The 20715-nt window shown below is 65.1% G+C and carries 21 protein-coding genes; 11 read left to right on the forward strand and 10 right to left on the reverse strand.

Translation table 11 applies throughout. From position 1 onward, the window contains the following. Window positions 1-138 precede the first annotated feature (138 nt). Both LRS09_RS00205 and bmt read left to right on the forward strand, forming a co-directional pair. Window positions 139-990 carry a helix-turn-helix domain-containing protein gene (locus tag LRS09_RS00205; protein ID WP_257803536.1) on the forward strand — a complete coding sequence of 284 codons (852 nt, stop codon included), beginning with the start codon at window positions 139-141 and terminating at the stop codon, window positions 988-990. 47 nt (window positions 991-1037) lie between these two features. After that, a complete protein-coding gene (gene bmt, locus LRS09_RS00210) occupies window positions 1038-2048 on the forward strand; it encodes a betaine--homocysteine S-methyltransferase (RefSeq protein ID WP_257803537.1) in 1011 nt (336 codons plus the stop codon). A gap of 6 nt (window positions 2049-2054) precedes the next feature. Here bmt and LRS09_RS00215 read toward each other — a convergent pair whose 3' ends face one another. The 4 genes from LRS09_RS00215 to LRS09_RS00230 form a co-directional block, all read right to left on the reverse strand. Further along, window positions 2055-2513, reverse strand: coding sequence for a hypothetical protein (locus tag LRS09_RS00215; protein WP_257803539.1), 459 nt, complete (start codon window positions 2511-2513; stop codon window positions 2055-2057). A gap of 91 nt (window positions 2514-2604) precedes the next feature. Further along, complete coding sequence (locus LRS09_RS00220; RefSeq protein WP_257803540.1) at window positions 2605-3042, reverse strand: PadR family transcriptional regulator; 438 nt, start codon at window positions 3040-3042, stop codon at window positions 2605-2607. A gap of 323 nt (window positions 3043-3365) precedes the next feature. Then, window positions 3366-5213, reverse strand: a complete 1848-nt coding sequence (locus LRS09_RS00225) for a von Willebrand factor type A domain-containing protein (protein WP_374684798.1) — start codon at window positions 5211-5213, stop codon at window positions 3366-3368. Between the two features lie 185 nt (window positions 5214-5398). Then, on the reverse strand, window positions 5399-5959 hold the full coding sequence (locus tag LRS09_RS00230; RefSeq protein WP_257803542.1) for an RNA polymerase sigma factor: 561 nt from the start codon (window positions 5957-5959) through the stop codon (window positions 5399-5401). Between the two features lie 148 nt (window positions 5960-6107). On the opposite strand from LRS09_RS00230, the gene LRS09_RS00235 reads away from it, so the two are divergent. Continuing rightward, entirely contained in the window at window positions 6108-7073 is a 966-nt protein-coding gene (locus LRS09_RS00235) for an SDR family oxidoreductase (RefSeq protein ID WP_257803543.1), read from the forward strand. Window positions 7074-7076: 3 nt separating this feature from the next. Here LRS09_RS00235 and LRS09_RS00240 read toward each other — a convergent pair whose 3' ends face one another. The 6 genes from LRS09_RS00240 to LRS09_RS00265 form a co-directional block, all read right to left on the reverse strand. Next, entirely contained in the window at window positions 7077-8507 is a 1431-nt protein-coding gene (locus tag LRS09_RS00240) for an APC family permease (protein ID WP_257803545.1), read from the reverse strand. Window positions 8508-8590: 83 nt separating this feature from the next. Then, a complete protein-coding gene (locus LRS09_RS00245; RefSeq protein WP_257803547.1) occupies window positions 8591-9265 on the reverse strand; it encodes a hypothetical protein in 675 nt (224 codons plus the stop codon). 188 nt (window positions 9266-9453) lie between these two features. Continuing rightward, window positions 9454-9903, reverse strand: coding sequence for a hypothetical protein (locus LRS09_RS00250; protein ID WP_257803548.1), 450 nt, complete (start codon window positions 9901-9903; stop codon window positions 9454-9456). A gap of 501 nt (window positions 9904-10404) precedes the next feature. Further along, the gene (locus tag LRS09_RS00255; protein ID WP_257803549.1) at window positions 10405-11139 is read right to left on the reverse strand and encodes a dienelactone hydrolase family protein; all 735 of its coding nucleotides are present in this window, start codon (window positions 11137-11139) and stop codon (window positions 10405-10407) included. A 716-nt stretch (window positions 11140-11855) separates the two neighbouring features. Next, window positions 11856-12305: a hypothetical protein gene (locus tag LRS09_RS00260; RefSeq protein ID WP_257803550.1), complete on the reverse strand. Its 450-nt coding sequence runs from the start codon at window positions 12303-12305 to the stop codon at window positions 11856-11858. A gap of 480 nt (window positions 12306-12785) precedes the next feature. Then, window positions 12786-14381 carry a trimethylamine methyltransferase family protein gene (locus LRS09_RS00265; RefSeq protein WP_257803551.1) on the reverse strand — a complete coding sequence of 532 codons (1596 nt, stop codon included), beginning with the start codon at window positions 14379-14381 and terminating at the stop codon, window positions 12786-12788. Window positions 14382-14645: 264 nt separating this feature from the next. On the opposite strand from LRS09_RS00265, the gene LRS09_RS00270 reads away from it, so the two are divergent. The 8 genes from LRS09_RS00270 (at window position 14646) to LRS09_RS00305 (ending at window position 20714) form a co-directional block, all read left to right on the forward strand. Continuing rightward, window positions 14646-15344 carry a B12-binding domain-containing protein gene (locus tag LRS09_RS00270; RefSeq protein ID WP_257803552.1) on the forward strand — a complete coding sequence of 233 codons (699 nt, stop codon included), beginning with the start codon at window positions 14646-14648 and terminating at the stop codon, window positions 15342-15344. Between the two features lie 81 nt (window positions 15345-15425). After that, window positions 15426-16040, forward strand: coding sequence for a DUF1638 domain-containing protein (locus tag LRS09_RS00275; RefSeq protein WP_257803554.1), 615 nt, complete (start codon window positions 15426-15428; stop codon window positions 16038-16040). A gap of 53 nt (window positions 16041-16093) precedes the next feature. Beyond that, entirely contained in the window at window positions 16094-16672 is a 579-nt protein-coding gene (locus LRS09_RS00280; protein ID WP_257803555.1) for a DUF4893 domain-containing protein, read from the forward strand. Window positions 16673-16772: 100 nt separating this feature from the next. Then, the gene (locus LRS09_RS00285; protein WP_257803557.1) at window positions 16773-17429 is read left to right on the forward strand and encodes an exopolysaccharide biosynthesis protein; all 657 of its coding nucleotides are present in this window, start codon (window positions 16773-16775) and stop codon (window positions 17427-17429) included. Window positions 17430-17552: 123 nt separating this feature from the next. Next, on the forward strand, window positions 17553-17855 hold the full coding sequence (locus tag LRS09_RS00290) for a virulence factor (RefSeq protein WP_257803558.1): 303 nt from the start codon (window positions 17553-17555) through the stop codon (window positions 17853-17855). Beyond that, window positions 17848-18486: a methylenetetrahydrofolate reductase C-terminal domain-containing protein gene (locus tag LRS09_RS00295; RefSeq protein ID WP_257803559.1), complete on the forward strand. Its 639-nt coding sequence runs from the start codon at window positions 17848-17850 to the stop codon at window positions 18484-18486. The genes LRS09_RS00290 and LRS09_RS00295 overlap by 8 nt, the downstream gene beginning before the upstream one ends. Next, window positions 18483-19586 (forward strand): methylenetetrahydrofolate reductase, encoded by a 1104-nt coding sequence (locus LRS09_RS00300; protein WP_257803560.1) that lies wholly within the window; start codon window positions 18483-18485, stop codon window positions 19584-19586. The genes LRS09_RS00295 and LRS09_RS00300 overlap by 4 nt, the downstream gene beginning before the upstream one ends. Window positions 19587-19646: 60 nt before the next feature. Then, window positions 19647-20714 carry a methyltetrahydrofolate cobalamin methyltransferase gene (locus tag LRS09_RS00305; RefSeq protein ID WP_085465788.1) on the forward strand — a complete coding sequence of 356 codons (1068 nt, stop codon included), beginning with the start codon at window positions 19647-19649 and terminating at the stop codon, window positions 20712-20714. The last annotated feature ends 1 nt before the right edge of the window (window position 20715 follow it).

Below are 20715 nucleotides of genomic sequence, written 5' to 3' on the forward strand. Positions count from 1 at the left end.
CCCCTGGAACCCCCTGATTCCTGACAGCATCCTGTCAGCAGAGATTCCATGCTGCAACGCGACAATGCGCAGGATTCGTTGACATTGCGCATTAAAATCTTCAATTGTTGCGAATTGTAAACAATCGGGAGTGTTTGCATGGATAAGCGCGATCTATCCAGCCTGTTCCGCGAGCGCCTCGGCAAGCTGGTTGAGCGTGCGGGAGCGAGCCAGTCCGCCTTCGCGGCCTCCGTCGGCATCGACCGCTCGGCGCTGTCGCAGCTGCTCTCGGGTGCCACCACCCGCCTGCCCCGCGCCGAGACGCTTCTCAACATCGCCGCCGAACACAAGGTCTCGCTCGACTGGCTAATGGGCCTGTCGCAGGACGACGGCTCGACGGGAGATCTGCGCGCCAGCCTGGAGATTGAGGAGGAACAAGGAGGCTATGACCGCACGCTGCTGGCGAAGTGGCATGCGGAGGCGATCGGCACCAAGGTCCGCTATGTACCCGCCGGCCTGCCTGACCTGCTGCGGTCGGACGAGCTGATCGCCTACGAGGCCCAGATCTCCAACCGCAATCTTGAGGCCAAGATCGATGAGGTGCAGCACCGCATCGGCTACAATCGCCGGCCGGAGACCGACATGGAGGTGTGCATGCCGCGGCACACGCTGCAGATCTTCGCGGAGGGCCGCGGCATCTGGTCCGGCGTCCCTGCCGAGCTGCGCCGCCGCCAGCTGGACCACATGGCCGACCTCATCGACGAACTCTACCCGGCTTTCCGCCTCTACCTTTATGATGGGCGGCTGCGCTATTCGATCCCCTACACGATCTTCGGCCCGATCCGCGCTGCCATCTATGTCGGCGACATGTATCTCGTGCTCAACGCCACCCCGCCGATCCGAACGCTGACGCGGCACTTCGACAATCTCATCCGCGCGGCCGAGGTGAACGCACACGAAGTCGCCGCCTTTGCGCGCAGCCTGCGCGACCGGGCGATTGACCACATATAAAGACTTCTTTATATCATTATCCGATCTTCCAATCGGAAAGCCCTCCCATGACGAACCCGATCGACGCGCTCCTTGCCGAGAAGGGCGTTCTGCTTGCAGACGGCGCGACCGGCACCAATCTCTTCGCCATGGGTCTTGCAGCCGGCGAGGCGCCAGAACTGTGGAACACGGCCGACCCGGACAAGATCGTCGCCCTCCACCAGGGATTCGTCGACGCGGGCGCCGACATCATCCTCACCAACTCCTTCGGCGGCACGCGCCAGCGCCTGAAGTTGCACAATGCGCAGGACCGCGTGCACGAACTGAACAAGGCAGCCGCCGAGATCGCGCGTGGCGTCGCCGAGAAAGCGGGCCGCAAGGTCATCGTCGCCGGCTCGGTCGGCCCGACGGGCGAACTGCTCGAACCTCTCGGCGCGATGACCTATGCCGAGGCGGTGGAGGCCTTTGCCGAGCAGATCGAGGGCCTGAAGGCCGGCGGCGCCGATGTCGCCTGGATCGAGACCATGTCGGCGCCGGACGAGATCCGGGCGGCCGCGGAGGCCGCGATCCGCGTCGGCCTGCCTTACACCTATACCGCCTCCTTCGACACGGCTGGCCGCTCTATGATGGGCCTGCATCCGAAGGATATCCACGGCGTCGCCACAGGAATGGCCGAGCCGCCGGTCGCCGTCGGCGCCAACTGCGGCGTCGGTGCCTCCGACATCCTTTCCTCGCTGCTCGACATGACGGAGGCGGCTCCGCAGGCGACTGTCATCGTCAAGGGCAATTGCGGCATTCCCGAATTCCGCGGCGCGGAGATCTACTATTCCGGCACGCCGGAACTGATGGGCGACTATGCGCGCCTCGCCATCGACGCCGGCGCGAAGATCATCGGCGGCTGCTGCGGCACATCCTTCGTCCACCTGAAGGCGATCCGCGACGCCGTGGACAGCCACGTCAAATCGACCCGCCCGACCGTCGAGGATGTCGTGGCCCGCATCGGGCCGATGCGCAACAAGCCTGCCAACGAAAGCGGTGCACCGTCCGGTGAACGCCGGGAACGCCGGCGTCGCGGCTGACAGGCACTAAGATTCCGGGTCACGCCCGGGACTTTCCAGGATCTCTCGCAGGACCGCCTCGTATCGGCTCTCGGCAGCCCGCAGCCAGTCGAAGGCCGCGATCCATGCTGCAGTGTCGGTCATCGCTGTCGGCCGGTCCGTCAGGTAGCACAGCGGGTAGTCGCCGCGCAGCGCCGCGCCCAGCGCTGTCCCCAGTTCCGGCTCGTAGGCCGACAATCGGCGCCTAGTCGCGGAATACGGCTCGCCGCGATGGCCGCGAACGAAGAGGCCGACGCTGTGGTTGGTCAGGTAGAGGGAGATGACGGTCTCCTCATTCACCACACGCCACCGCGAATAGAGGCTGCCATGCGACAGGCCGGGGCCGTGCACCACGGCGAAACGCTTCCAGAACAGCTGGATATCCTGCGCGCCAAGCCGGCGCAGGCCGATCTCGGGCAGGTCCCATTCGTGTCGGCGTTCTTCCATCGGCATGGCTCCGTGCTCGGCGCAGCATGAGCGAAGGGCGCGGCAGCTTCAAGCCGCCGCGCCCCCTGCTGCTGACGCCTCCGGTCAAGGCTTACAGGTCCTCGATCTCGCGCCGGGCCTTTTTCAGGATCTCGCGCGCCTTCTCGACCTGTTCGCGCGACCAGTCGCCGCGCATCTTCTGGCGCAGCGCGAAGCCGAGACCGCGCATCTCCTCGCCGATCGCGGCGCCGCCCATATGTCCGGAGAGGTGGCGGATCTGCGCCTTGATGCGGTCGAGTTCGCCGGCGTTCTCTTCCAGATAGGCCTTGCCGGCATCGGTGATGCGATAGAGCCGCTTGTTGCCGTCCGCCTCGGAGACGACGAGGTCGGCCTCCTCCAGCATCTGCAGCATAGGGTAAATCGCGCCCGGGCTTGGGCTGTAGGTGCCGTCGAACATGGCTTCGAGCGCCTTGATGATGTCGTAGCCGTGGCGCGGCTCCTCGGCGATCAGGCCGAGGACAACCAACCGCAACGCACCGGGATCGAACATGCGCGGCCCGCGGCCGCCGAATGGACCGCCGTGATGGCGTCCGAACGGACCACCCCGGCCACCCGGCCCGCGACCGAACGGTCCCCGCCCTTCATGACCGGCCATCTGCCAGCCGGCACAGTCTCGCTTGTGATGTCGTCCAAACATGAAAACTCCTTTCAAAGATATATCGTTCGCACGACATATCGTACGAACGATATATCTTTCAAGAGGCACCCCAAACAAAAAGGCCGGCGGGGTTTCCCCCGCCGGCCTGCCTCGCCCGCCCATGGGCGGCTAAGCTCCCGGAAAGACCTTTTGCGCGAGAGGTGCCGCCCTCGCCGCTACCGCCTGCCGTCGAGCGCCGAGGCAAGGCGCACGAGGGAGAGGAACTCCCCGCGATAGCCGAACGTGTCGGCCCCGCGGGCGGCGGCGGCGATCTCAGAAATCCTGTCATAGCCATAGGATGCGACCTGGCTGGTGCCGCGCAGCTTCTGGCCGAAAGCGGCGACCGCGACCGAGAAGCGCTGGTCTGCGGACGCGGCGTCGAAGCTCGCAACCTCGTTGGCCGCCGTCACAGGCGTCGTGATCAGCTTGCTCGCGTCCTCGTCGGGCAGCTTGTAGCGGATCTTCACGAAGGCATATTCGTCCGCATTGGCGATCCCGGCCGCGTTGTCCGTGCGCGCTTGGCCGTAGCGCAGGTCGTCTATCTGCTGCGCCGGGCTTCCCTTCGGCGTGATCTCATAGATCGCCGTCACCGAATGGCCCGAGCCGATCTCGCCCGCGTCCACCTTGTCATTGTTGAAGTCTTCGCGGTTGAGCGCGCGGGTCTCGTAGCCGATCAGCCGGTATTCGGCGATCGCCTGCGGATTGAACTCCACCTGCAGCTTCACGTCCTTGGCGATCGGGAACAGCGTCGATGAAGCCTCCTCGACCAGCGCCTTTTCGGCCTCGGCGAGCGTGTCGATATAGACGGCCTGGCCGTTTCCGTTCTGGGCAATCTCCTGCATCATCCGGTCGTTCAGGTTTCCCCGGCCGAAGCCGAGCACCGAGAGGAACACGCCGCTCGCGCGCTTCTCCTCAATCAGCCGCTTCAGGTCGTCGTCATCGGTCTGCCCGACATTGAAATCGCCGTCCGTCGCCAGCATCACCCGGTTGACGCCGCCTTTCACGAAGGACTGCTGCGCCAGCCGATAGGCCTCGCGCAGCCCCGCCTCGCCCGCCGTCGAGCCGCCGGAAGACAGGGTGTCGATCGCCGACAGGATCTTCGCCTTGTCCGACGCCTTGGTTGGCTCGAGCACCGTCCCCGCGTCGCCCGCATAGGTGACGATCGAGACGGTGTCGTCGGCGCCGAGCTTGTCGACCAACATGCGGAACGACGATTTCAGCAGCGGCAGCTTGTCCGGCGCGTCCATCGAGCCCGACACGTCGATCAGGAAGACGAGATTCGCCTTTGGCTTCTCGGCCGGCTGCACATCGTAGCCCTTGATGGCGATATGCATCAGCTTCGTCCCGGAATTCCAGGGCGTCGGCATGACGGTCACAGTCGACCTGAACGGCTCGGCTCTGTCGGCCGGACCCGCCCAGTCATAGGGGAAGTAGTTTACCATCTCCTCGACGCGCACCGTGTCGGGCTGCGGCAGCAGGCCTTCCTTCAGCGAGCGCCGCACGAAGGCGTAGGACGCCGTGTCGACATCGATCGAGAACGTCGAGACCGGACTTTCGAGCGCCGACCTCACCGGGTTGGTGTCGAACTCGGTCAACCGTTCCGTGTTCGGTGTCTGGCCGATAAAGGCGTCGGCATCCGGCGACGGCGGCGCGATCATGCGCTCCTGTGCGGCCAGCGGGGCGGTGGCACGGTTGGGCAGGGCCTGGCGGGTCGCGGCGCCGCCGAGATTGGACATCTGATCCATCGCCGGCTCGGCGGACGTCGGCGCGGGCTGCGCAGCGACGGGAGGCGCGGCCTCGCTCTCCTGGACAGACGGCGAAGACGCGATCTCCTTGCGCGCCTCGGCCTGCGGCGCCGCCTTAGGCCTCGGTGCCTCAACCGGCACCGTCACCGGCCCCTGCCCGCCGGCGTCGCGGCCGAGCGTCAGCGGCGAGGTCTCCATCAGATAGAAGGCGGAATAGCCCGCGACCGGCAGGGCGATGAGCGCGGCCAGGGCCGGGCTGGCGATGAGTTTGCGCGACATGAGAGACCTCCAAAGCATGATTGCTTTGTCGGTGAGACGCGCACCCCGGCGCGTTCCTTGGGGGCTGGGAGAGATTTTTTCGTCGAAGGCCTCCAGCGCGGCCGAAAGCGCGCGCTCCCGCGCACCCTTCGAGGGCGCCGGAACCTTCGAGCGGCCGAGCCGCGAAAGATCGTCGTCCGTCATTGTCACGCTTCCCCGGCCAGGCGCATGTGCACCTTCAGCCGTTTCTTCGCTTCGTGGATGTACCAGGAAACCGTCGGCTCGGCGCATCCCATGATCTCGGCCGCATCGCCATGCGAAAGGTCCTCGCCATAGACGAGCAGCACCGCCTCGCGCTGCTTGTCCGGCAGTTTGCGCACCGCCTCCCACAGCGCGTCGGCGCGCTCGTCCGGTTCGGGCATCGCCTCGCCGAACGCCGCCGCATGCACGCCGAAGGCCGCCGTCTTGCGGCTCTCGCGCAGCAGCTTGCGCCCGTGATCGCGCGCGACGTTCAGCGTCAGAGCGTAGAGCCAGGTCGTGAACGCGCCCTGCCCGGTGAAGGAGCGGATCGACCGGCCAAGCCGCGCGCAGACCTCCTGCGCAATGTCTTCTGCATCGGTTTTGCGCCCGCACCATTTCCAGGCAACGCGGAAGACGAAGTCGTAGTGGCGCGCAACCAGTTCGGCGAATGCCTTGCGGTCGCCCGCTTTCGCGTGCGCGATAAGGTCCTCGTCCGGCACGCCGGTGTCTTCCGCAACCAAGGCCATTTCTATCCCTTGGACGAGGCCATTGGGGCATTCCTTGGGTCGGCGGTCAAATATCGCGGCAATTTCCGCCACAAAGTCCAAGGCCCGAATTCCCCGCGAACCTTTCGCGGCCTCGCGTGTTTTGGTTCCAGACCGAAGGAGCCATACGATGTCCGCAACAGCCGCCCGAAACGAAGCCGAGAAGCAACGCAGCATCCAGAAGAAGGTCGACGCCGACGACCGCGCCAAATCCAACGGCAAGCCGAAGCCGATGCAGGCCGGCGCGCGCGAATATCCCGTCCCGCCCTTTCCGAAACAGCATCATCCCAAGCCGGGCATGGAGCACAGGATCGAGCCCGCGCCGATGTACGATGCGCCGTTCTACAAGGGCTCGGAGAAGCTCAAGGGCAAGGTTGCGCTGATTACCGGCGGCGATTCCGGTATCGGACGGGCCGTCGCCGTGCTGTTCGCCCGCGAGGGAGCGGATGTTGCGATCGCCTATCTTACCGAAGACCAGGACGCGAAGACGACGAAGGCCGCCGTCGAGAAGGAAGGCCGGCGGGCGATCCTCATCGCCGGCGACGTTTCGGAGCGCGAATTCTGCGAGAAGGCGGTGGCGAAGACGGTCAAGGAACTGGGCCGGCTCGACATCCTCGTCAACAATGCCGCGTTCCAGATCCATTCGAGCGACTTCGAGGACCTGACCGAAGAGCATTTCGACACGACGCTGAAGACCAACCTCTACGGCTATTTCCATATGGCCAAGGCCGCCCTGCCGCATCTTAGGCCGGGCTCGGCGATCATCAATACCGGGTCAGTGACAGGTATCGAGGGATCGAAGGAACTCGTCGATTATTCGATGACAAAGGGCGGCATCCATGCCTTCACCCGAGCGCTTGCCGGCAACCTGGTCGGCAAGGGCATCCGTGTGAACTGCGTCGCGCCTGGCCCGGTCTGGACGCCGCTCAACCCGTCGGAGAAGGAAGCGGAAGACGTATCGCAGTTCGGGTCGCAGACGCCCATGAAACGGCCGGCGCAACCCGAGGAGATCGCACCGGCCTATGTATTCCTGGCGTCGCCGCAGATGTCGAGCTACATCACCGGCGAGATCCTGCCGATCGTCGGCGGCTACTGAGCCTCAGTTGACCGCACCGTCGCCGCCGATGTCCTCCATCGTCGGCTCGAGCGGCTTCTGGCCGATCGCCCGGTTGACCGCGACGGTGACGAACCAGAGCACGACGCCGAGGAGGAGCAGCACGCCAGCGATCGCATACTGCTCGACCGCACGGCCGGTCCACGGGCCGACCAGGAAGGCGCAGCAGACCGCGCCGACGACGGGCAGGATCGTCGGCGCCTTGAAATGCTGGTGGTCGACCTTGTCCTTGCGCAACACCAGCACCGCCACGTTGACGATGGTGAAGACGCACAGCAGCAGAAGTGCCGTCGTTCCGCCGAGCTGCGGCACGGAGCCGACGAAGGTGATCAGGCCGAACGCGAGCAGCGTCGTGAACAGGATCGCGATGTAGGGTGTGCGGCGCGAGGCATGCACCTTGCCGAGCACCGCCGGCAGAACGTGCTCGCGGCTCATGCCGTAGACCAGCCGGCTCGCCATCAGCATGTTGATCAGCGCGCTGTTGGCGACCGCGAACATGGTGATGAAGGCGAAGATGCCGATCGGGAAGCCCGGCGCGCCGGCCTGGACGACCTTCAGAAGCGGCGCCTCGCCCTCGCCGAGCTGGTCCGGCGGAACGAGCGTGACCGCGGAGATCGACACCAGCACATAGATCAGCCCGGTGATCAAAAGGCCAGCGAGCAGGATCTTCGGGAAGGTGCGGGTCGGGTCCTTCGTCTCCTCGGCCATGTTGACCGAATCCTCGAAGCCGACCATCGCGAAGAAGGCGAGCGTGGTCGCCGCGATGACCGGCCAGAAGGCGCTCGACGAACCCTCGGGAACATGGAACTGGGTGATGCGCGAGACGTCGCCCTGCCCCATGCCGATCGCCCACAGGCCGATGGCGATGACGATCAAAAGGCCCGTGAGCTCGACGCAGGTCAGCACCACATTGGCCTTCACGCTCTCGCCGACGCCGCGGAAATTCACGATCGCGACCACCGCCATGAAGGCGAGGCCGAGCAGCGTGATGCCAACACCCTGTTCGAGGCCGAGCCCGAAGGCGCTGGAGAAGTTGACCGAGAAGGCGCGCGACGCGGTCGAGGCGGAGGTGATGCCCGAGCACATCACCGCGAAGGCGACGATGAAGGTGACGAAGTGGATGCCGAAGGCCTTGTGTGCATAGAGGGCGGCGCCGGCGGCGCGCGGATATTTCGTCACCAGCTCCAGATAGCTGAACGCCGTGATGAGCGCGACCACGAAGGCGACGAGGAAGGGCAACCAGACCACGCCGCCGACCTGTTTGGCGACCTGCCCGGTGAGCGCGTAGATGCCGGTGCCGAGAATGTCGCCGACGATGAAGAGGAGCAGCAGCCATGGGCCCATCACGCGATGGAGGGTGGGCTCGGCGGTGGCTTGCGAGGAGGTGGGGGAAGCGGAGGCGGTGACGTCAGTCATGGGGAAGCTCCGTATGCAGGCGAATGAATGCGGAATACGAACACTACGCAGACAACTTGCACGCCTTCGCTGCGAATAGCGAGTCAGCCGGCAAAGGCCCGCATGTGGAAAACCTGCTGCGCCGCCGGATAGCGGTAGGTCGCGCCGTAGGGACAGGCGTTGCGGTCGAGGCAGCCGCCCTGCCTGCAGGCCGCGCCGCGCGGCGAGCGCACATGAGCGAGGCAGGATTCATAAGCGAAGCCGGCGGCGGAATGAGCACCGACCGGACAGGATTTCAGGCAGGGTTTTCCGTCGCATCCGTCGCACAGGTGAATCGGCGCATGAGCTGGTCGCGCCGCCTGCCCGATCTCCCGGGCCGCGTCTGGGTCCTCGAACAGCAGCGCGCCGCGATAGGCATGCCACAGGCCGAATTCGGGATGCATGAGGATGCCGAGCGGCGACGGCCTCAGCCCTTCGGCCCGCATCGCCCATTGCTGAAACGGCAGATAAGGACGGTCGGAGGGCGAGACCGCACGGGCGCCGAACCGGGCGGCGACCTCGCCGATCTTTTCGCGCGACCAGGTGTCGAGCGGATCGGCAAGGTCCGGCGGCTGTCTCTCCCGCCATGCTTCGAAATGCGGCCATATGCTCGGCCCGCCATGCCCGACGAGCAGCACCGCACGGGCGTCGGCGGGCGCATCCTCGCCCGGCGCGAAGGCGAACCCACCACGCAGGATCAGGCCGTTGCCGGCGAGCTGGCTGGATATCTCGGCGATCATGCTGTGTCGGCGTTTCCTCAGAGACTATTCGATATCGGAATCGAAGACGAATATCCCGTCATGAATCATGGCGATACGCCCGCGCGGGCAGAAGGCCTGATTTCGCCTTTTGCCGTCGCGCCAACCATCTCTCTCCGTCTCGGGCTCCGCCCGATTGCCCCTCGTGCAAAGGGCAGGACAGGTACTTCTCAGGAGGTGTCACGCAGCTCGATCGGCGAGACGACGGCGTCTGCCAAGCGCTGAAGGCCGGCGCAGCGCGCGCCACCCTCATTCCCCGCCTCGTCGGAGGCCTGCCCCCGATGCAGGAACGACAGACGGCACAGATGCGCCGCCACCGCCTGCATGTAGAGCCCGAATGCCCTCAGTGAATCGGCGATCTCCTCCGCATCGAAGGGATTGCTGCCGAAGCCGGCCGGCATCGGGACGGGCGTCCAGGTTCCGCGCGCGGAGCTCCGGAGCGTGCCTTCGACATAGGCGCTAAGCAGCGCGTTGGCCTGCCAGGCCGCCCACAGCACGCACCAGCGGACCCAGAACGAGCGGCCTGCGGCGTGTTCGGCCATGTCGGCGATCGAGAACAGGCGCATGACGATCCGCGCCTTTAACGCCTGTTGCCTCCCCGCCTTCGCCCTCCAGCCCATCGCCGGCTCCTTTCGACCGGCCATAGTGTCGTGCATTCCTGAAAGGCGGGGATGGAAAAATTTCGGGCGCCAATGGGAACAAGGGGTTAGCGGAGAGTGGGCAGAAATCGATCCATCGGATGGATGTCCCGGAACCGACCGCCGAGGCTCTCAAGACAGCGCTCCCCTCGCGCGACGTCATCCCGGCGACCGGAGGTCAGCCGGGATCGATTGACCCTGGCGGGTTGGCGCTGACCCTTGTCTCGCGACAGCGGGTGTTTTCAGCATGTAACCGGAGAGAGGAATGGGTCTCGGCTGACCTCCGGTCGCCGGGATGACGGTCGCGCAGAAGGGGCGTCGCGCAGGGTGAGTGTCGCGGGACGGCGCGACAAGCGGCTCGCCCGGCGAGGAACCGACATGAGGCATAGTGGGGGCGTTTGCCCGGTAAGGATCATGCAAAGCGTGATGACGGAGGGCGGCGAGGGAATGGCTCGATCCACTCCCCGCGGACCAAAAGCCCCCTCACCCCCGCAGCGTCTCATCGAACAGCGTTGCCAGCCGCTTCCAGTGCCGCTCTGCACCGGCCTCGTCGTAGACGGAATGGTCCGGCACGCACCAGCCGTGCTTCATGCCGACATAGTTCTCGACCAGATGGTCGACCTCCGCCTCGCGAAACGCTTGCGCCAGGCGCGCGGACTGTTCAGGCGGGAAGCTGCCGTCGACGCCGGCGACGCCGACATAGACGCGCGCCTTGATCTTCGCGGCGTTGGCGGCCGGGCTGTCGGGCGCGTCGTTGGCGAGGTTGCCGCCATGCAGGCTCGCCGCCGCGACGATCCGGTCGGGATGAGCCGCCGCCGCATTGAGCGCGCGTCCGCCGCCCATACAGTAGCCGACCGTGCCGACCTTGCCGGCAAAACCCTCGTTCGCCAGCGCGTCGAGGAACGCGCCGGTGTCGGCGGCCGTCATCGCCTGCGTCGTCTCGGTGATCATCCTGCGCAGAAACTGACCGGTCTCGGCATTGGCAAAGGCAGTCTTCGCATCGAATGGGCCGTAGGTGCCGAAACGGTAGAACAGGTCGGGCACCAGAACGGCATAGCCCTGCCCCGCCAGCCGCTCGGCCATCCCGTCCATCGCCGGCCGCGGTCCGAAGGCGTCCATGTAGAGGATGACGGCGGGGCTGGACGATGCTCCGGCCGGCACGAACAGGGTAGCAGCGCAAGTCCCGTCGGCAATGTCAATGTCGATTTGCTTCGGCAAGGTCGGTTCTCCTTAGGCGAAACAGACCGTCCTCAAGGTTGGACGGAAACGTTGTGCCAAAAAATTCAAGCCGGGTGTCGAAAGCTACGCGGAGTTCAAGGGATAACAAGTAGCTATACGCTCCGCGACCTATTTGCGTCCATTCGGAGGCGCAGCCGGCACAACGACGGCAGGCTGGGGAGGCTTCGGCTGTCTCGGACCATGCCCGGCGGGTTCAACATTCACCGCACTCCAATCCCGTGCGCGGTGAGCATTCAATGAATTCAGCACCAATGATATAGAGTTCGACAAGAGCCTTCGACTAAGAATACTTTCCTCAGTCTCGGGGAGATTCTGGAGATCGGCATACAACCGTTTGAACTTAGCCTCCATTTCCAAGTCAAAACGGACCATTTTCGTTTCATAAACTGTAAGGGGATCGGTGAGCGTCCCCGATCGATAGCGCCGGATCAGCCCCGTTGGTGCGAGGACAGGTCGGGGAGTAGTGCGCCACCGCGAGAAAGAGGGGGCCGTTCGAGGTAAGACGTGGACGGATCCGGATCTGGCCGCTCGCGAGGGCGGAATGCGGGCTTATAGTCCGGCACCTCCGGCAGCGTCACAGTTTGGGCCATTGCCGCATCGGGCACCCCCACAAACATCATTCCAACGATCACCACTCGGACCAATCCTGCGCGCGGGTCCGTGAAAAGACTAGCGATCAGCGGCCACAACTGAAGTTACTCCGCCGGCAACGCGGGCAGCTTCCCGCTAACCACTTTTCGGTAGTGGTGGCCGTCGAAAGATATAACCGATCCTAACAACCGGTGAATGAGCGGAACCACGAGGCGTTCGTTCTCGTCCCACTCCATCGCGCCAATTGCGTCGTTGTATGCTTTGGCATCGAGTGCACGAAAAACAGGTGGCTCGTCGCCGGCAATCCGTGACATCTTCGCCTCCCAACGACGACAATCCTCTTCAGTCGGATCCGTCTTTTCTTCTATGTCCGCGAGCAGGTTGAAATAGTCGCGCTGAAGGGACTGGTGCGTTCGAGCCGAGCCGCCAAAGTCAAAAACTAACTGCAAGGTACCCACCGCGGCGACCGCACCTCCGATCCACAGGGGCATACGCGCGATCTCAAAGCTCGTTACTGCCTCCCCCACTGTCGCGGTTCCGAGGATGACAACCATGAAATTGAACCACCGATTCCACCTTTCGAAGGTCCGCCGGCGCGCTGTATGATACAGCGCGTTTCGGAGTGCGTTAAATCGAATGAGTTCAATGCTCTGAGCCATGAAAGGGGCCACTACTTCTTAGCGGGCGGAGGTGCCGAAGGTGGTTTAGCAGGAGCCGATGGTTGCCGTGGCCCCGCGTGGTTCTGCACAGATGTCCCAGCTGGTCTCGTTTGCTTGACCATTCAGCGCGCTCCGAAAGCAGAGATGTAGGTAGCTCGATTTTCTACCACAAGATGTGAGCGGCCGAAAGCGTGCCGAGGGATTGACCACGCTCGCCACCACCATGTCCACAAGAAGCCTCGCCTTCGCCACCTAACACGACGCGCGGAAGCGCCTCAGCCGCACAAGATCCAGCGCTCAGCCCCTGACCGCGCTGCGCCAGACTTCGTCGTGGATGATCTTGGCGACTTTAGCCCCGCCTGAATCGGGCTCGCTTCACGTGAAGGCGTCGGGCATCGACTCCTTCTTCTGGCGGATGAAGGCCAAAAGCGCCTCGTCGATGCCCTGGTCGAGCGCCGGGGCCTCGTAGGTTTCGAGCCAGCGACGGGCGAGCTCGTTGGCGCGCTGGTGCGCTGGCTTGGAGCCTTCGGCTTCCCACTGCTCGAACGAATTGTTGTCGGCGATCGAGGAGCGGTAGAAGGCAGTCTGGAAATTCGCCTGGGTGTGGTCGCAGCCGAGATAGTGGCTGCCCGGCCCGACCTGCCGGATCGCGTCCATGGCCTGGCCGTTTTCCGACAGGTCGACGCCCTGGGCGAACTTCTGCTGCATGCCGAGTTGGTCGATGTCCATCATGAACTTCTCGTAGCAGGAGGCGAGGCCGCCCTCGAGCCAGCCGGCCGCGTGCAGCACGAAATTGGTGCCGGCGAGGATGGTCGAGTTCAGCGTGTTGGCGCTCTCATAGGCCGCCTGCGCATCCGGGATCTTCGAGGCGCAGAGCGAGCCGCCGGTGCGGAACGGGAGACCGAGGCGCCGGGCGAGCTGGGCAGCACCGTAGGAGACCAGCGACGGCTCCGGCGTGCCGAAGGTCGGCGCGCCCGATTGCATCGAGATCGAGGAGGCGAAGGTGCCGAACAGCACCGGCGCGCCGGGGCGCACGAGTTGGGTGACGGCGGCGCCCGCCAGGACTTCGGCCAGAACCTGCGTCAGCGTGCCCGCGACCGTCACCGGGCTCATCGCGCCGGCCAGGATGAAGGGCGTGACGATGCAGGCCTGGTTGTGGCGGGCATAGACCTTGAGCGCGCCGAGCATGGTGTCGTCGAACACCATCGGCGAGTTGGCATTGATCAGCGAGGTCAGCACCGTGTTGTTCTCGACGAAATCGTCGCCGAACACGATCTTGGCCATCGCCACCGTGTCCTCCGCGCGCTCGGGCGCGGTGACCGAGCCCATGAAGGGTTTGTCGGAGTAGCGGATGTGCGAATAGATCATGTCGAGGTGGCGCTTGTTGACCGGCACGTCGACCGGCTCGCACACCGTGCCGCCCGAGTGGTGGATCGACGGCGCCATGTAGGCAAGCTTCACGAAATTGCGGAAGTCCTCGATCGTGGCGTAGCGGCGGTTACCGTCGAGGTCGCGCACGAAGGGCGGGCCGTAGACCGGCGCGAAGACGGTGGCGTTGCCGCCGATCTGGACGGAACGCTCGGGATTGCGCGCATGCTGGGTGTAGATGGACGGCGCGGTCTTGAGCAGCGAGCGCGGCAGGCCCTTGGGGAAATGCACGCGGTCGCCGCGCACGTCGGCGCCGGCATCCTTCCACATCGCGAGTGTCTCGGGATCGTCGCGGAAGATAATGCCGACCTCTTCGAGCACCGTGTCGGCGTTCTTCTCGATGAGGGTGAGCCCCTCCTCGTTCAGCACCTCGTAGAGCGGGATCTCGCGCCTGATATAGGTGAGCTGCTGGCCGGGGCCGCCGCCGGAGCGTGCCGCGCGTCGTGCAGCCGCGCCGCCGCTCGCGCGATCGCCGCGCCCGCGCCGGCCGGTGCCGGGTTCCTCGCCGCCCTTTTCCAGGTCAACTGCTGCCGGCTCGCTCATGATCGTTTCGTCCCTGGTGGATAAGTCGCGGGCTTCGCCGCCGTTCCTGCCGGATGGTAGCCATGGACCTTGCGCGAACAGTCCCGCAAACGCCAGACCGTGTCGCAAAATCGACACGGCAAGCCCATGAATTCCAGTCGCTTTCGTTTTGCACGGCGTCGCAAATCAGCTATGAGCGGAAGGCCTTTGCAGACTAGATATGCTCACGAAGTCCAAATGGACGGAAGTCCCTTCGTTCGCATCCTCCCAGCTGGAGCCCAGGCAATGTCCGACGACGAGATCATTCTCTCCGAGCTTTCCGACGACGAACTCGTGCAGCAGATGCACGACGACCTCTATGACGGGCTGAAGGAAGAGATCGAGGAAGGCACGAACATCCTGCTCGAACGCGGCTGGGCGCCCTATAAGGTGCTGACCGAGGCGCTGGTCGAGGGCATGCGAATCGTCGGCGAGGATTTCCGCGACGGCATCCTGTTCGTGCCGGAAGTGCTGCTCTCGGCCAATGCGATGAAGGCGGGCATGGCGATCCTGCGCCCGCTGCTCGCCGCCACCGGCGCACCGAAGCAGGGCAAGCTGGTGATCGGCACCGTGAAAGGTGACATCCACGACATCGGCAAGAACCTCGTCGGCATGATGATGGAGGGCGCGGGCTTCGACGTCGTCGACCTCGGCATCAACAATCCGGTCGAGAAGTATCTGGAGGCGATCGAGCGCGAGAAGCCGGACATTCTCGGCATGTCGGCGCTGCTGACCACGACCATGCCCTATATGAAGGTCGTGATCGACACGCTGAAGGAAAAGGGCATCCGCGACGACTATGTCGTGCTCGTCGGCGGCGCGCCGCTCAACGAGGAGTTCGGCAAGGCCGTGGGCGCAGACGCCTATTGCCGCGACGCGGCCGTGGCGGTCGAGACCGCCAAGGATTTCATGAAGCGCAAGCATAACCAGCGCGCCAACGCCTGAGCCGCCGCCGACAAGCGATGTACACGGACGGGCGCTTCGGCGCCCGTTTCTGTTTCTAAAGGGATCGGATAGGATCGTCGCATGAAGGCAGGCAGCAAGAGCGACCGCGTCCTCGTCATCGGCTGCGGCATGATCGCCCGCGAGGTGCTGGCGGTGAAGGCACAGCTGCGCCTCGACCATCTCGACCTCACCTGCCTGCCGGCCGAGTTCCACTACACACCGGACCGCATCCCCGCCGCCATGGACAAGGCGATCGAGGAGGCGAAGGCGGAAGGCTATAGGCACATCCTGGCCGGCTATGCCGATTGCGGCACCGGCGGGATGCTCGACAAGGTGCTGGAGAAGCACGGCGTCGAGCGCATCGCCGGGCCGCACTGCTTCGCCTTCTACCAGGGCATCGCCGCCTTCGAGGCGATCGGCGACGATGACATGACGACCTTCTACATGACCGACTTCCTCTGCCGGCAGTTCGACGCCTTCTTCATGAAGCCGCTCGGCCTCGACCGGCACCCGGAACTGGCGAAGGATTATTTCGGCCACTACGAGAAGCTGGTCTATCTCGCGCAGACAGATGATCCCGCGCTCGAGCCAGTGGCGCAGAAGGCCGCCGCGATGCTGGGCCTCGCCTACGAAAAACGGCGAACAGGCTATGGCGACCTCGCGCCGGCGCTGGCCAGGGCGGTTGCGGCAACATGAAAGCGCCGGATTGTTCGGCCTTGGTCGGTTGAACAGCCCAACGGAGCAGATGAATGACGTCCCGCAGACTGGCGCTCGCCGCCCTCGCCTTCCTCGTCCCCTCGGCCTCCTGGGCCACCGGCGAGATCGAGGGCCTGATCACCAAGGCCGACCGGGAGAGGCTGTCGAACTACGAGACCACCCGCGCGGAGGCGTTGAAGGAGGCGCGCGAGGGCGGCAGCGCGGAGGAGATCGCGATCCTCGACAAGGTCGTCGACGCGCGGCAGCAGTCCTGGTCCGGCTTCGACATGACCGGCGACTGGCAGTGTCGCACGATCAAGACCGGCGGCTTCGCGAAGCTGATCGTCTATGGCTGGTTCAAGTGCCGCGTGACCGATGACGGCTCGGGCTGGACGCTGACCAAGCTGACCGGCTCGCAGAAGACAAAGGGCCGCTTCTTCACCGACAGCGACTTCCGCCAGACGTATCTCGGCACCTTCGCGGTGAACGACGATCCTTTTCCGACCTACGGCAAGGGTCCGGAGACCGACCAGGTGGGCTACGCGTTCCTGATGTCGCCGACCTCCTGGCGCATCGAGTTCCCGGCGCCCTACTACGAATCCAAGCTCGACATCCTTGAATTCCGCCGCTGAGGTTCTTTTCCGGCCTTCGAGGCACTATGTCATCAGGGATTAACGGCTGTTTGCACATTCTGTGGCAGGGTGTGCAGAGAGGAATGGCGTGAGACAGGGCATGGACGAACACGAGCAGCAGGCTCTGCCTGGGACGCCTCGGCGCCCGCAGCCGGCGCGCCTGTCGTCCCTGTTCGAACGGCTGGCGGCGGAGGGCGAAGGTCCGATCACCATTGCCGAAATCCGCACCGCGCTCGGCGATCGCAGCCTGGCGACGCTGCTGATCTTCTTCGCCGTCATCAACCTGATCCCGCTGCCGCCGCCCTCGTCCGCCATCCTCGGCCTGCCGCTGCTCATCGTCGCCGCGCAGATGCTCTACGGCTCGACCAGCGTCTGGCTGCCGAAGCGCATCCTCGACATCTCGCTGACGCGCCCGCAGTTCCGCGGCGCGATGGACCGTATCGTGCCGTGGCTGACCTGGCTGGAGAAATACATCCGCCCGCGCTACTGGCCCTTCTGGCCGAAGCAGGGCGAGCGCGTGGTCGGCGCGATCTCGCTGTTCCTGGCGATCATCGTGACGCTGCCGATTCCGCTCGGGAACTGGTTTCCTGCCTTTTCGATCACCCTGCTTGGCTTTGCGCTCTCGGAGCGGGACGGGGTCATGCTGGGCGTGGGCGCGCTGGCCGGCATCTTCGCGCTTCTGGTGATCGGGCTGGTGATCGGATCGGCGGGCGCGGCACTCGGCTTCGTCTGGTCGCACATGGGCGCGATCTGGTAGCTTCGCCCTCTCGATACTCGTCCTGAACGCGGCGTCGCTTTTGAAGGCACCCGCGTCGTGCCGCAACAAGCAGCCCGCCAGTGCTTTCGGCAATGCTCGCGATGCAATCGAGGAGGAAGGCCTATGGCCGATTTGATCGTCGTCTACTGGCGGGACATTCCGGCACAGGTGATCGTGAAGAAGGGGCGCCAGACCGCCAAGCGCGAGCTGTCGCTGCGCTTCACGGAGGCGATCGACATGGCCGCGATGCGCTCTGGCGCCGGCGACACCGACGCCTATCTCGCCGAATGGCGCAAGGCCGACCCCGTGCCCGTCAGCGACGAGCTGGAAGCCGAGGCCGACAAGGCGACGGCCGCGCTCGAGGCTGCCTACGACCGCGACCGTCTCGTGGCGCTGGCCAAGTCGGGGGGGCGGGACGATGCCTGAAACCCTGAAATCGACGACGCCGGCCGACACGGCCGCCGCGACACCGCCCTCGGCGCCGGCCGGCGTCACGCAGGCGACCGTGGTCAAGAAATCGGCGCCGAAGAGCGACTACAAGCCGGCCGACGTGTCGCCGCAGCGCCGCGTGCAGCGCTCCTATGCGATCCGCCTCTGGTCGATCCGCCATTCGCGCGGGCTCGAATGGTTCTACGCCCGCTTCGCCGACCTTTTCCTGCTTTTGCATCCGCTGTGGAAGGGCATCGGCTACGGCCGGGTCGAAGCGCCGGTGAAGTTCGTCGAGAAGCGGGTGAAGGGCTTCATGTTCGACTGCCGCATGTGCGGCCAGTGCATCCTGTCCTCGACCGGCATGTCCTGCCCGATGAACTGCCCCAAGCAGCTGCGCAACGGCCCCTGCGGCGGCGTGCGCGCCAACGGCAATTGCGAGGTCGAGCCCGACATGCCTTGCGTCTGGGTGAAAGCCTGGGAAGGCTCTCGCAACATGGTGCATGGCGACGCGATCCTGAACCTGCAGAAGCCGGTGGATCAGTCGTTGCGCGAGACATCGGCCTGGCTGCGCGTCACGGCCCAAGCAGGTGCGGCGAAGGACCAGGCCCGCGCGGGAGCCGGCGCATGACGCCGATCCTGCCCTTGCAGCCGGACGAGAACCCGGCCGGCGTTCATCTGCCGCTGGAGCCCCTGCCCGGCCACACCTCGCGCGGGCGGCTGGAGCGCATCCTGCGCCGGGGCGAATTCGCGGTGACGACCGAACTCAACCCGCCGGATTCCGCCGATCCTGAGGACGTCTACAACCGCGCGAAAATCTTCGACGGCTGGGTGGACGGCATCAACGCCGTCGATGCGTCGGGCGCGAACTGCCATATGTCTTCGGTCGGCATCTGCGCGCTGCTGACCCGCATGGGCTATGCCCCGATCATGCAGATTGCCTGCCGCGACAAGAACCGCATCGCCATCCAGGGCGACGTGCTGGGCGCGGCCGCGATGGGCGTCGCCAACATATTGTGCCTCACTGGCGATGGCGTGCAGGCAGGCGACCAGCCTGGCGCCAAGCCGGTCTTCGACCTCGATTCGATCTCGCTGCTCGAGACGATCCGGATCATGCGCGACAACGGCAAGTTCCTGTCCGGCCGCAAGCTGACGACGCCGCCGCAGCTCTTCCTCGGCGCCGCGGTGAACCCGTTTGCGCCGCCCTACGATTTCCGTCCGATCCATCTCGGCAAGAAGATCGCCGCCGGCGCGCAGTTCATCCAGACCCAGTACTGCTTCGACGTGCCGATGCTGAAGACCTTCATGGCCAAGGCGCGCGACCTTGGCCTGCTGGACAAGGTGTTCCTGCTGGTCGGCGTCGGGCCGCTCGCCTCGGCCAAGACGGCGAAATGGATCCGCTCCAACGTGCCAGGCATCCATATTCCCGACGCGGTGATCCAGCGGCTGGAGGGCGCGCAGGACCAGAAGAAGGAAGGCAAGCAGCTCTGCATCGACATCATCAACGAGGTGAAGGAGATCCCCGGCGTCTCCGGCATTCACGTGATGGCCTACCGGCAGGAGGAATATGTCGCGGAGATCGTCAGTGAATCCGGCGTGCTGCGGGGGCGACGTCCGTGGAACCGCGAGGCCGCGCGCGACGAACTCGTGGTGGCCGAGCGCATGCGCCATCTGCGCGAGGACGAGCCCGACCAGGCACCGCAGAAGATCGTCGAGCGGGTGGGCCACTGAGGCCGCTTGACAGCAGATGAGAACGACCGACAAGTCCCGCTATCCTTTGAGGAGACAGGAATGACCCGCACGATCGTCGCTTCGGCGACCCGCGAAATCGTCATTGGCTTCGACCAGCCCTTCTGCGTGATCGGCGAGCGGATCAATCCGACCGGCCGCAAGGTGCTGAACGAGGAGCTGGAGCGCGGCGATTTCTCGCGCGTGGCGTCCGACGCCGTCGCCCAGACCGAGGCAGGTGCAACCGTTCTCGACGTCAATTCGGGCGCCGTCTTCTCCAACATGATGGCGCAGGACCCGCGCTACGCCGACAACAACTTCGTCGAGCCGATGCTGATGCCGAAGCTCATCGAGACAGTGCAGGCGGCAGTGGATACGCCGATCTGCATCGATTCGTCCGTTCCGGGCGCGCTCGAAGCTGGCCTTCAGACCGCCAAGGGGCGCCCGCTCGTGAATTCGGTGACGGGCGAAGAGGAGCGGCTCGAAAAAGTGTTGCCGCTGGTCAAGAAATACAATGTCGCCGTGGTTGCCATCTCCAACGACGACACCGGAATTTCGGAAGACCCGGACGTGCGCTTTGCGGTGGCGAAGAAAATTGTCGAGCGCGCCGCCGACTTCGGCATCCCCGCCCATGACATCGTCGTCGACCCGCTGGTCATGCCGATCGGCGCAATGGCGACGGCTGGCCACCAGGTTTTCACGCTGGTGCGCCGACTGCGCGAGGAGCTTGGCGTCAACACGACCTGCGGGGCATCGAACATCTCGTTCGGCCTGCCGAACCGGCACGGCATCAACAATGCATTCCTGCCGATGGCCTATGCCGCCGGCATGACGAGCGCGATCATGAATCCGGTGGCGCTGCCGGTCGGCCCGACCAAAATCGCTGAGAAGAAGGCCGAGGTCGAGGCAGCAGGTATCGTGCTGCCGCCGGACATGGACGACGAAACCTTTGTCAAGCTGTTCGGCCTCGGCTCGACAAAGCCTCGGCCCGGCAAGGAGATGGAGGCGATCCGCGCCGCCAACTTCCTGCTCAATCAGGACACGGGCGGCGCGGCGTGGATCAATTTCAATCGTGATCCGGGCGCAGCGCCTCGTGGTCGTAACCGCGAAGGGCGGCGGTCGCGGGGCTAGA

Origin of the sequence: Mesorhizobium sp. J428, assembly GCF_024699925.1 — a bacterium.
In the GTDB taxonomy this organism is placed as follows: Bacteria; Pseudomonadota; Alphaproteobacteria; order Rhizobiales; family Rhizobiaceae; genus Mesorhizobium_A.

Excerpts from the sequence above, each read along its gene's own strand:
- LRS09_RS00265 (WP_257803551.1), bottom strand. The coding sequence starts at position 14,381 with ATGAGCGAGCCGGCAGCAGTTGACCTGGAAAAGGGCGGCGAGGAACCC.
- LRS09_RS00250 (WP_257803548.1), bottom strand. The coding sequence starts at position 9,903 with ATGGGCTGGAGGGCGAAGGCGGGGAGGCAACAGGCGTTAAAGGCGCGG.
- LRS09_RS00240 (WP_257803545.1), bottom strand. The coding sequence starts at position 8,507 with ATGACTGACGTCACCGCCTCCGCTTCCCCCACCTCCTCGCAAGCCACC.
- LRS09_RS00205 (WP_257803536.1), top strand. The coding sequence starts at position 139 with ATGGATAAGCGCGATCTATCCAGCCTGTTCCGCGAGCGCCTCGGCAAG.
- LRS09_RS00275 (WP_257803554.1), top strand. The coding sequence starts at position 15,426 with ATGAAGGCAGGCAGCAAGAGCGACCGCGTCCTCGTCATCGGCTGCGGC.
- LRS09_RS00260 (WP_257803550.1), bottom strand. The coding sequence starts at position 12,305 with ATGGTTGTCATCCTCGGAACCGCGACAGTGGGGGAGGCAGTAACGAGC.
- LRS09_RS00305 (WP_085465788.1), top strand. The coding sequence starts at position 19,647 with ATGACCCGCACGATCGTCGCTTCGGCGACCCGCGAAATCGTCATTGGC.
- LRS09_RS00220 (WP_257803540.1), bottom strand. The coding sequence starts at position 3,042 with ATGTTCGATCCCGGTGCGTTGCGGTTGGTTGTCCTCGGCCTGATCGCC.
- LRS09_RS00230 (WP_257803542.1), bottom strand. The coding sequence starts at position 5,959 with ATGGCCTTGGTTGCGGAAGACACCGGCGTGCCGGACGAGGACCTTATC.
- LRS09_RS00215 (WP_257803539.1), bottom strand. The coding sequence starts at position 2,513 with ATGGAAGAACGCCGACACGAATGGGACCTGCCCGAGATCGGCCTGCGC.
- LRS09_RS00285 (WP_257803557.1), top strand. The coding sequence starts at position 16,773 with ATGGACGAACACGAGCAGCAGGCTCTGCCTGGGACGCCTCGGCGCCCG.
- LRS09_RS00280 (WP_257803555.1), top strand. The coding sequence starts at position 16,094 with ATGACGTCCCGCAGACTGGCGCTCGCCGCCCTCGCCTTCCTCGTCCCC.
- LRS09_RS00290 (WP_257803558.1), top strand. The coding sequence starts at position 17,553 with ATGGCCGATTTGATCGTCGTCTACTGGCGGGACATTCCGGCACAGGTG.
- LRS09_RS00245 (WP_257803547.1), bottom strand. The coding sequence starts at position 9,265 with ATGATCGCCGAGATATCCAGCCAGCTCGCCGGCAACGGCCTGATCCTG.
- LRS09_RS00235 (WP_257803543.1), top strand. The coding sequence starts at position 6,108 with ATGTCCGCAACAGCCGCCCGAAACGAAGCCGAGAAGCAACGCAGCATC.
- LRS09_RS00270 (WP_257803552.1), top strand. The coding sequence starts at position 14,646 with ATGTCCGACGACGAGATCATTCTCTCCGAGCTTTCCGACGACGAACTC.
- LRS09_RS00225 (WP_374684798.1), bottom strand. The coding sequence starts at position 5,213 with ATGTCGCGCAAACTCATCGCCAGCCCGGCCCTGGCCGCGCTCATCGCC.
- LRS09_RS00300 (WP_257803560.1), top strand. The coding sequence starts at position 18,483 with ATGACGCCGATCCTGCCCTTGCAGCCGGACGAGAACCCGGCCGGCGTT.
- bmt (WP_257803537.1), top strand. The coding sequence starts at position 1,038 with ATGACGAACCCGATCGACGCGCTCCTTGCCGAGAAGGGCGTTCTGCTT.
- LRS09_RS00295 (WP_257803559.1), top strand. The coding sequence starts at position 17,848 with ATGCCTGAAACCCTGAAATCGACGACGCCGGCCGACACGGCCGCCGCG.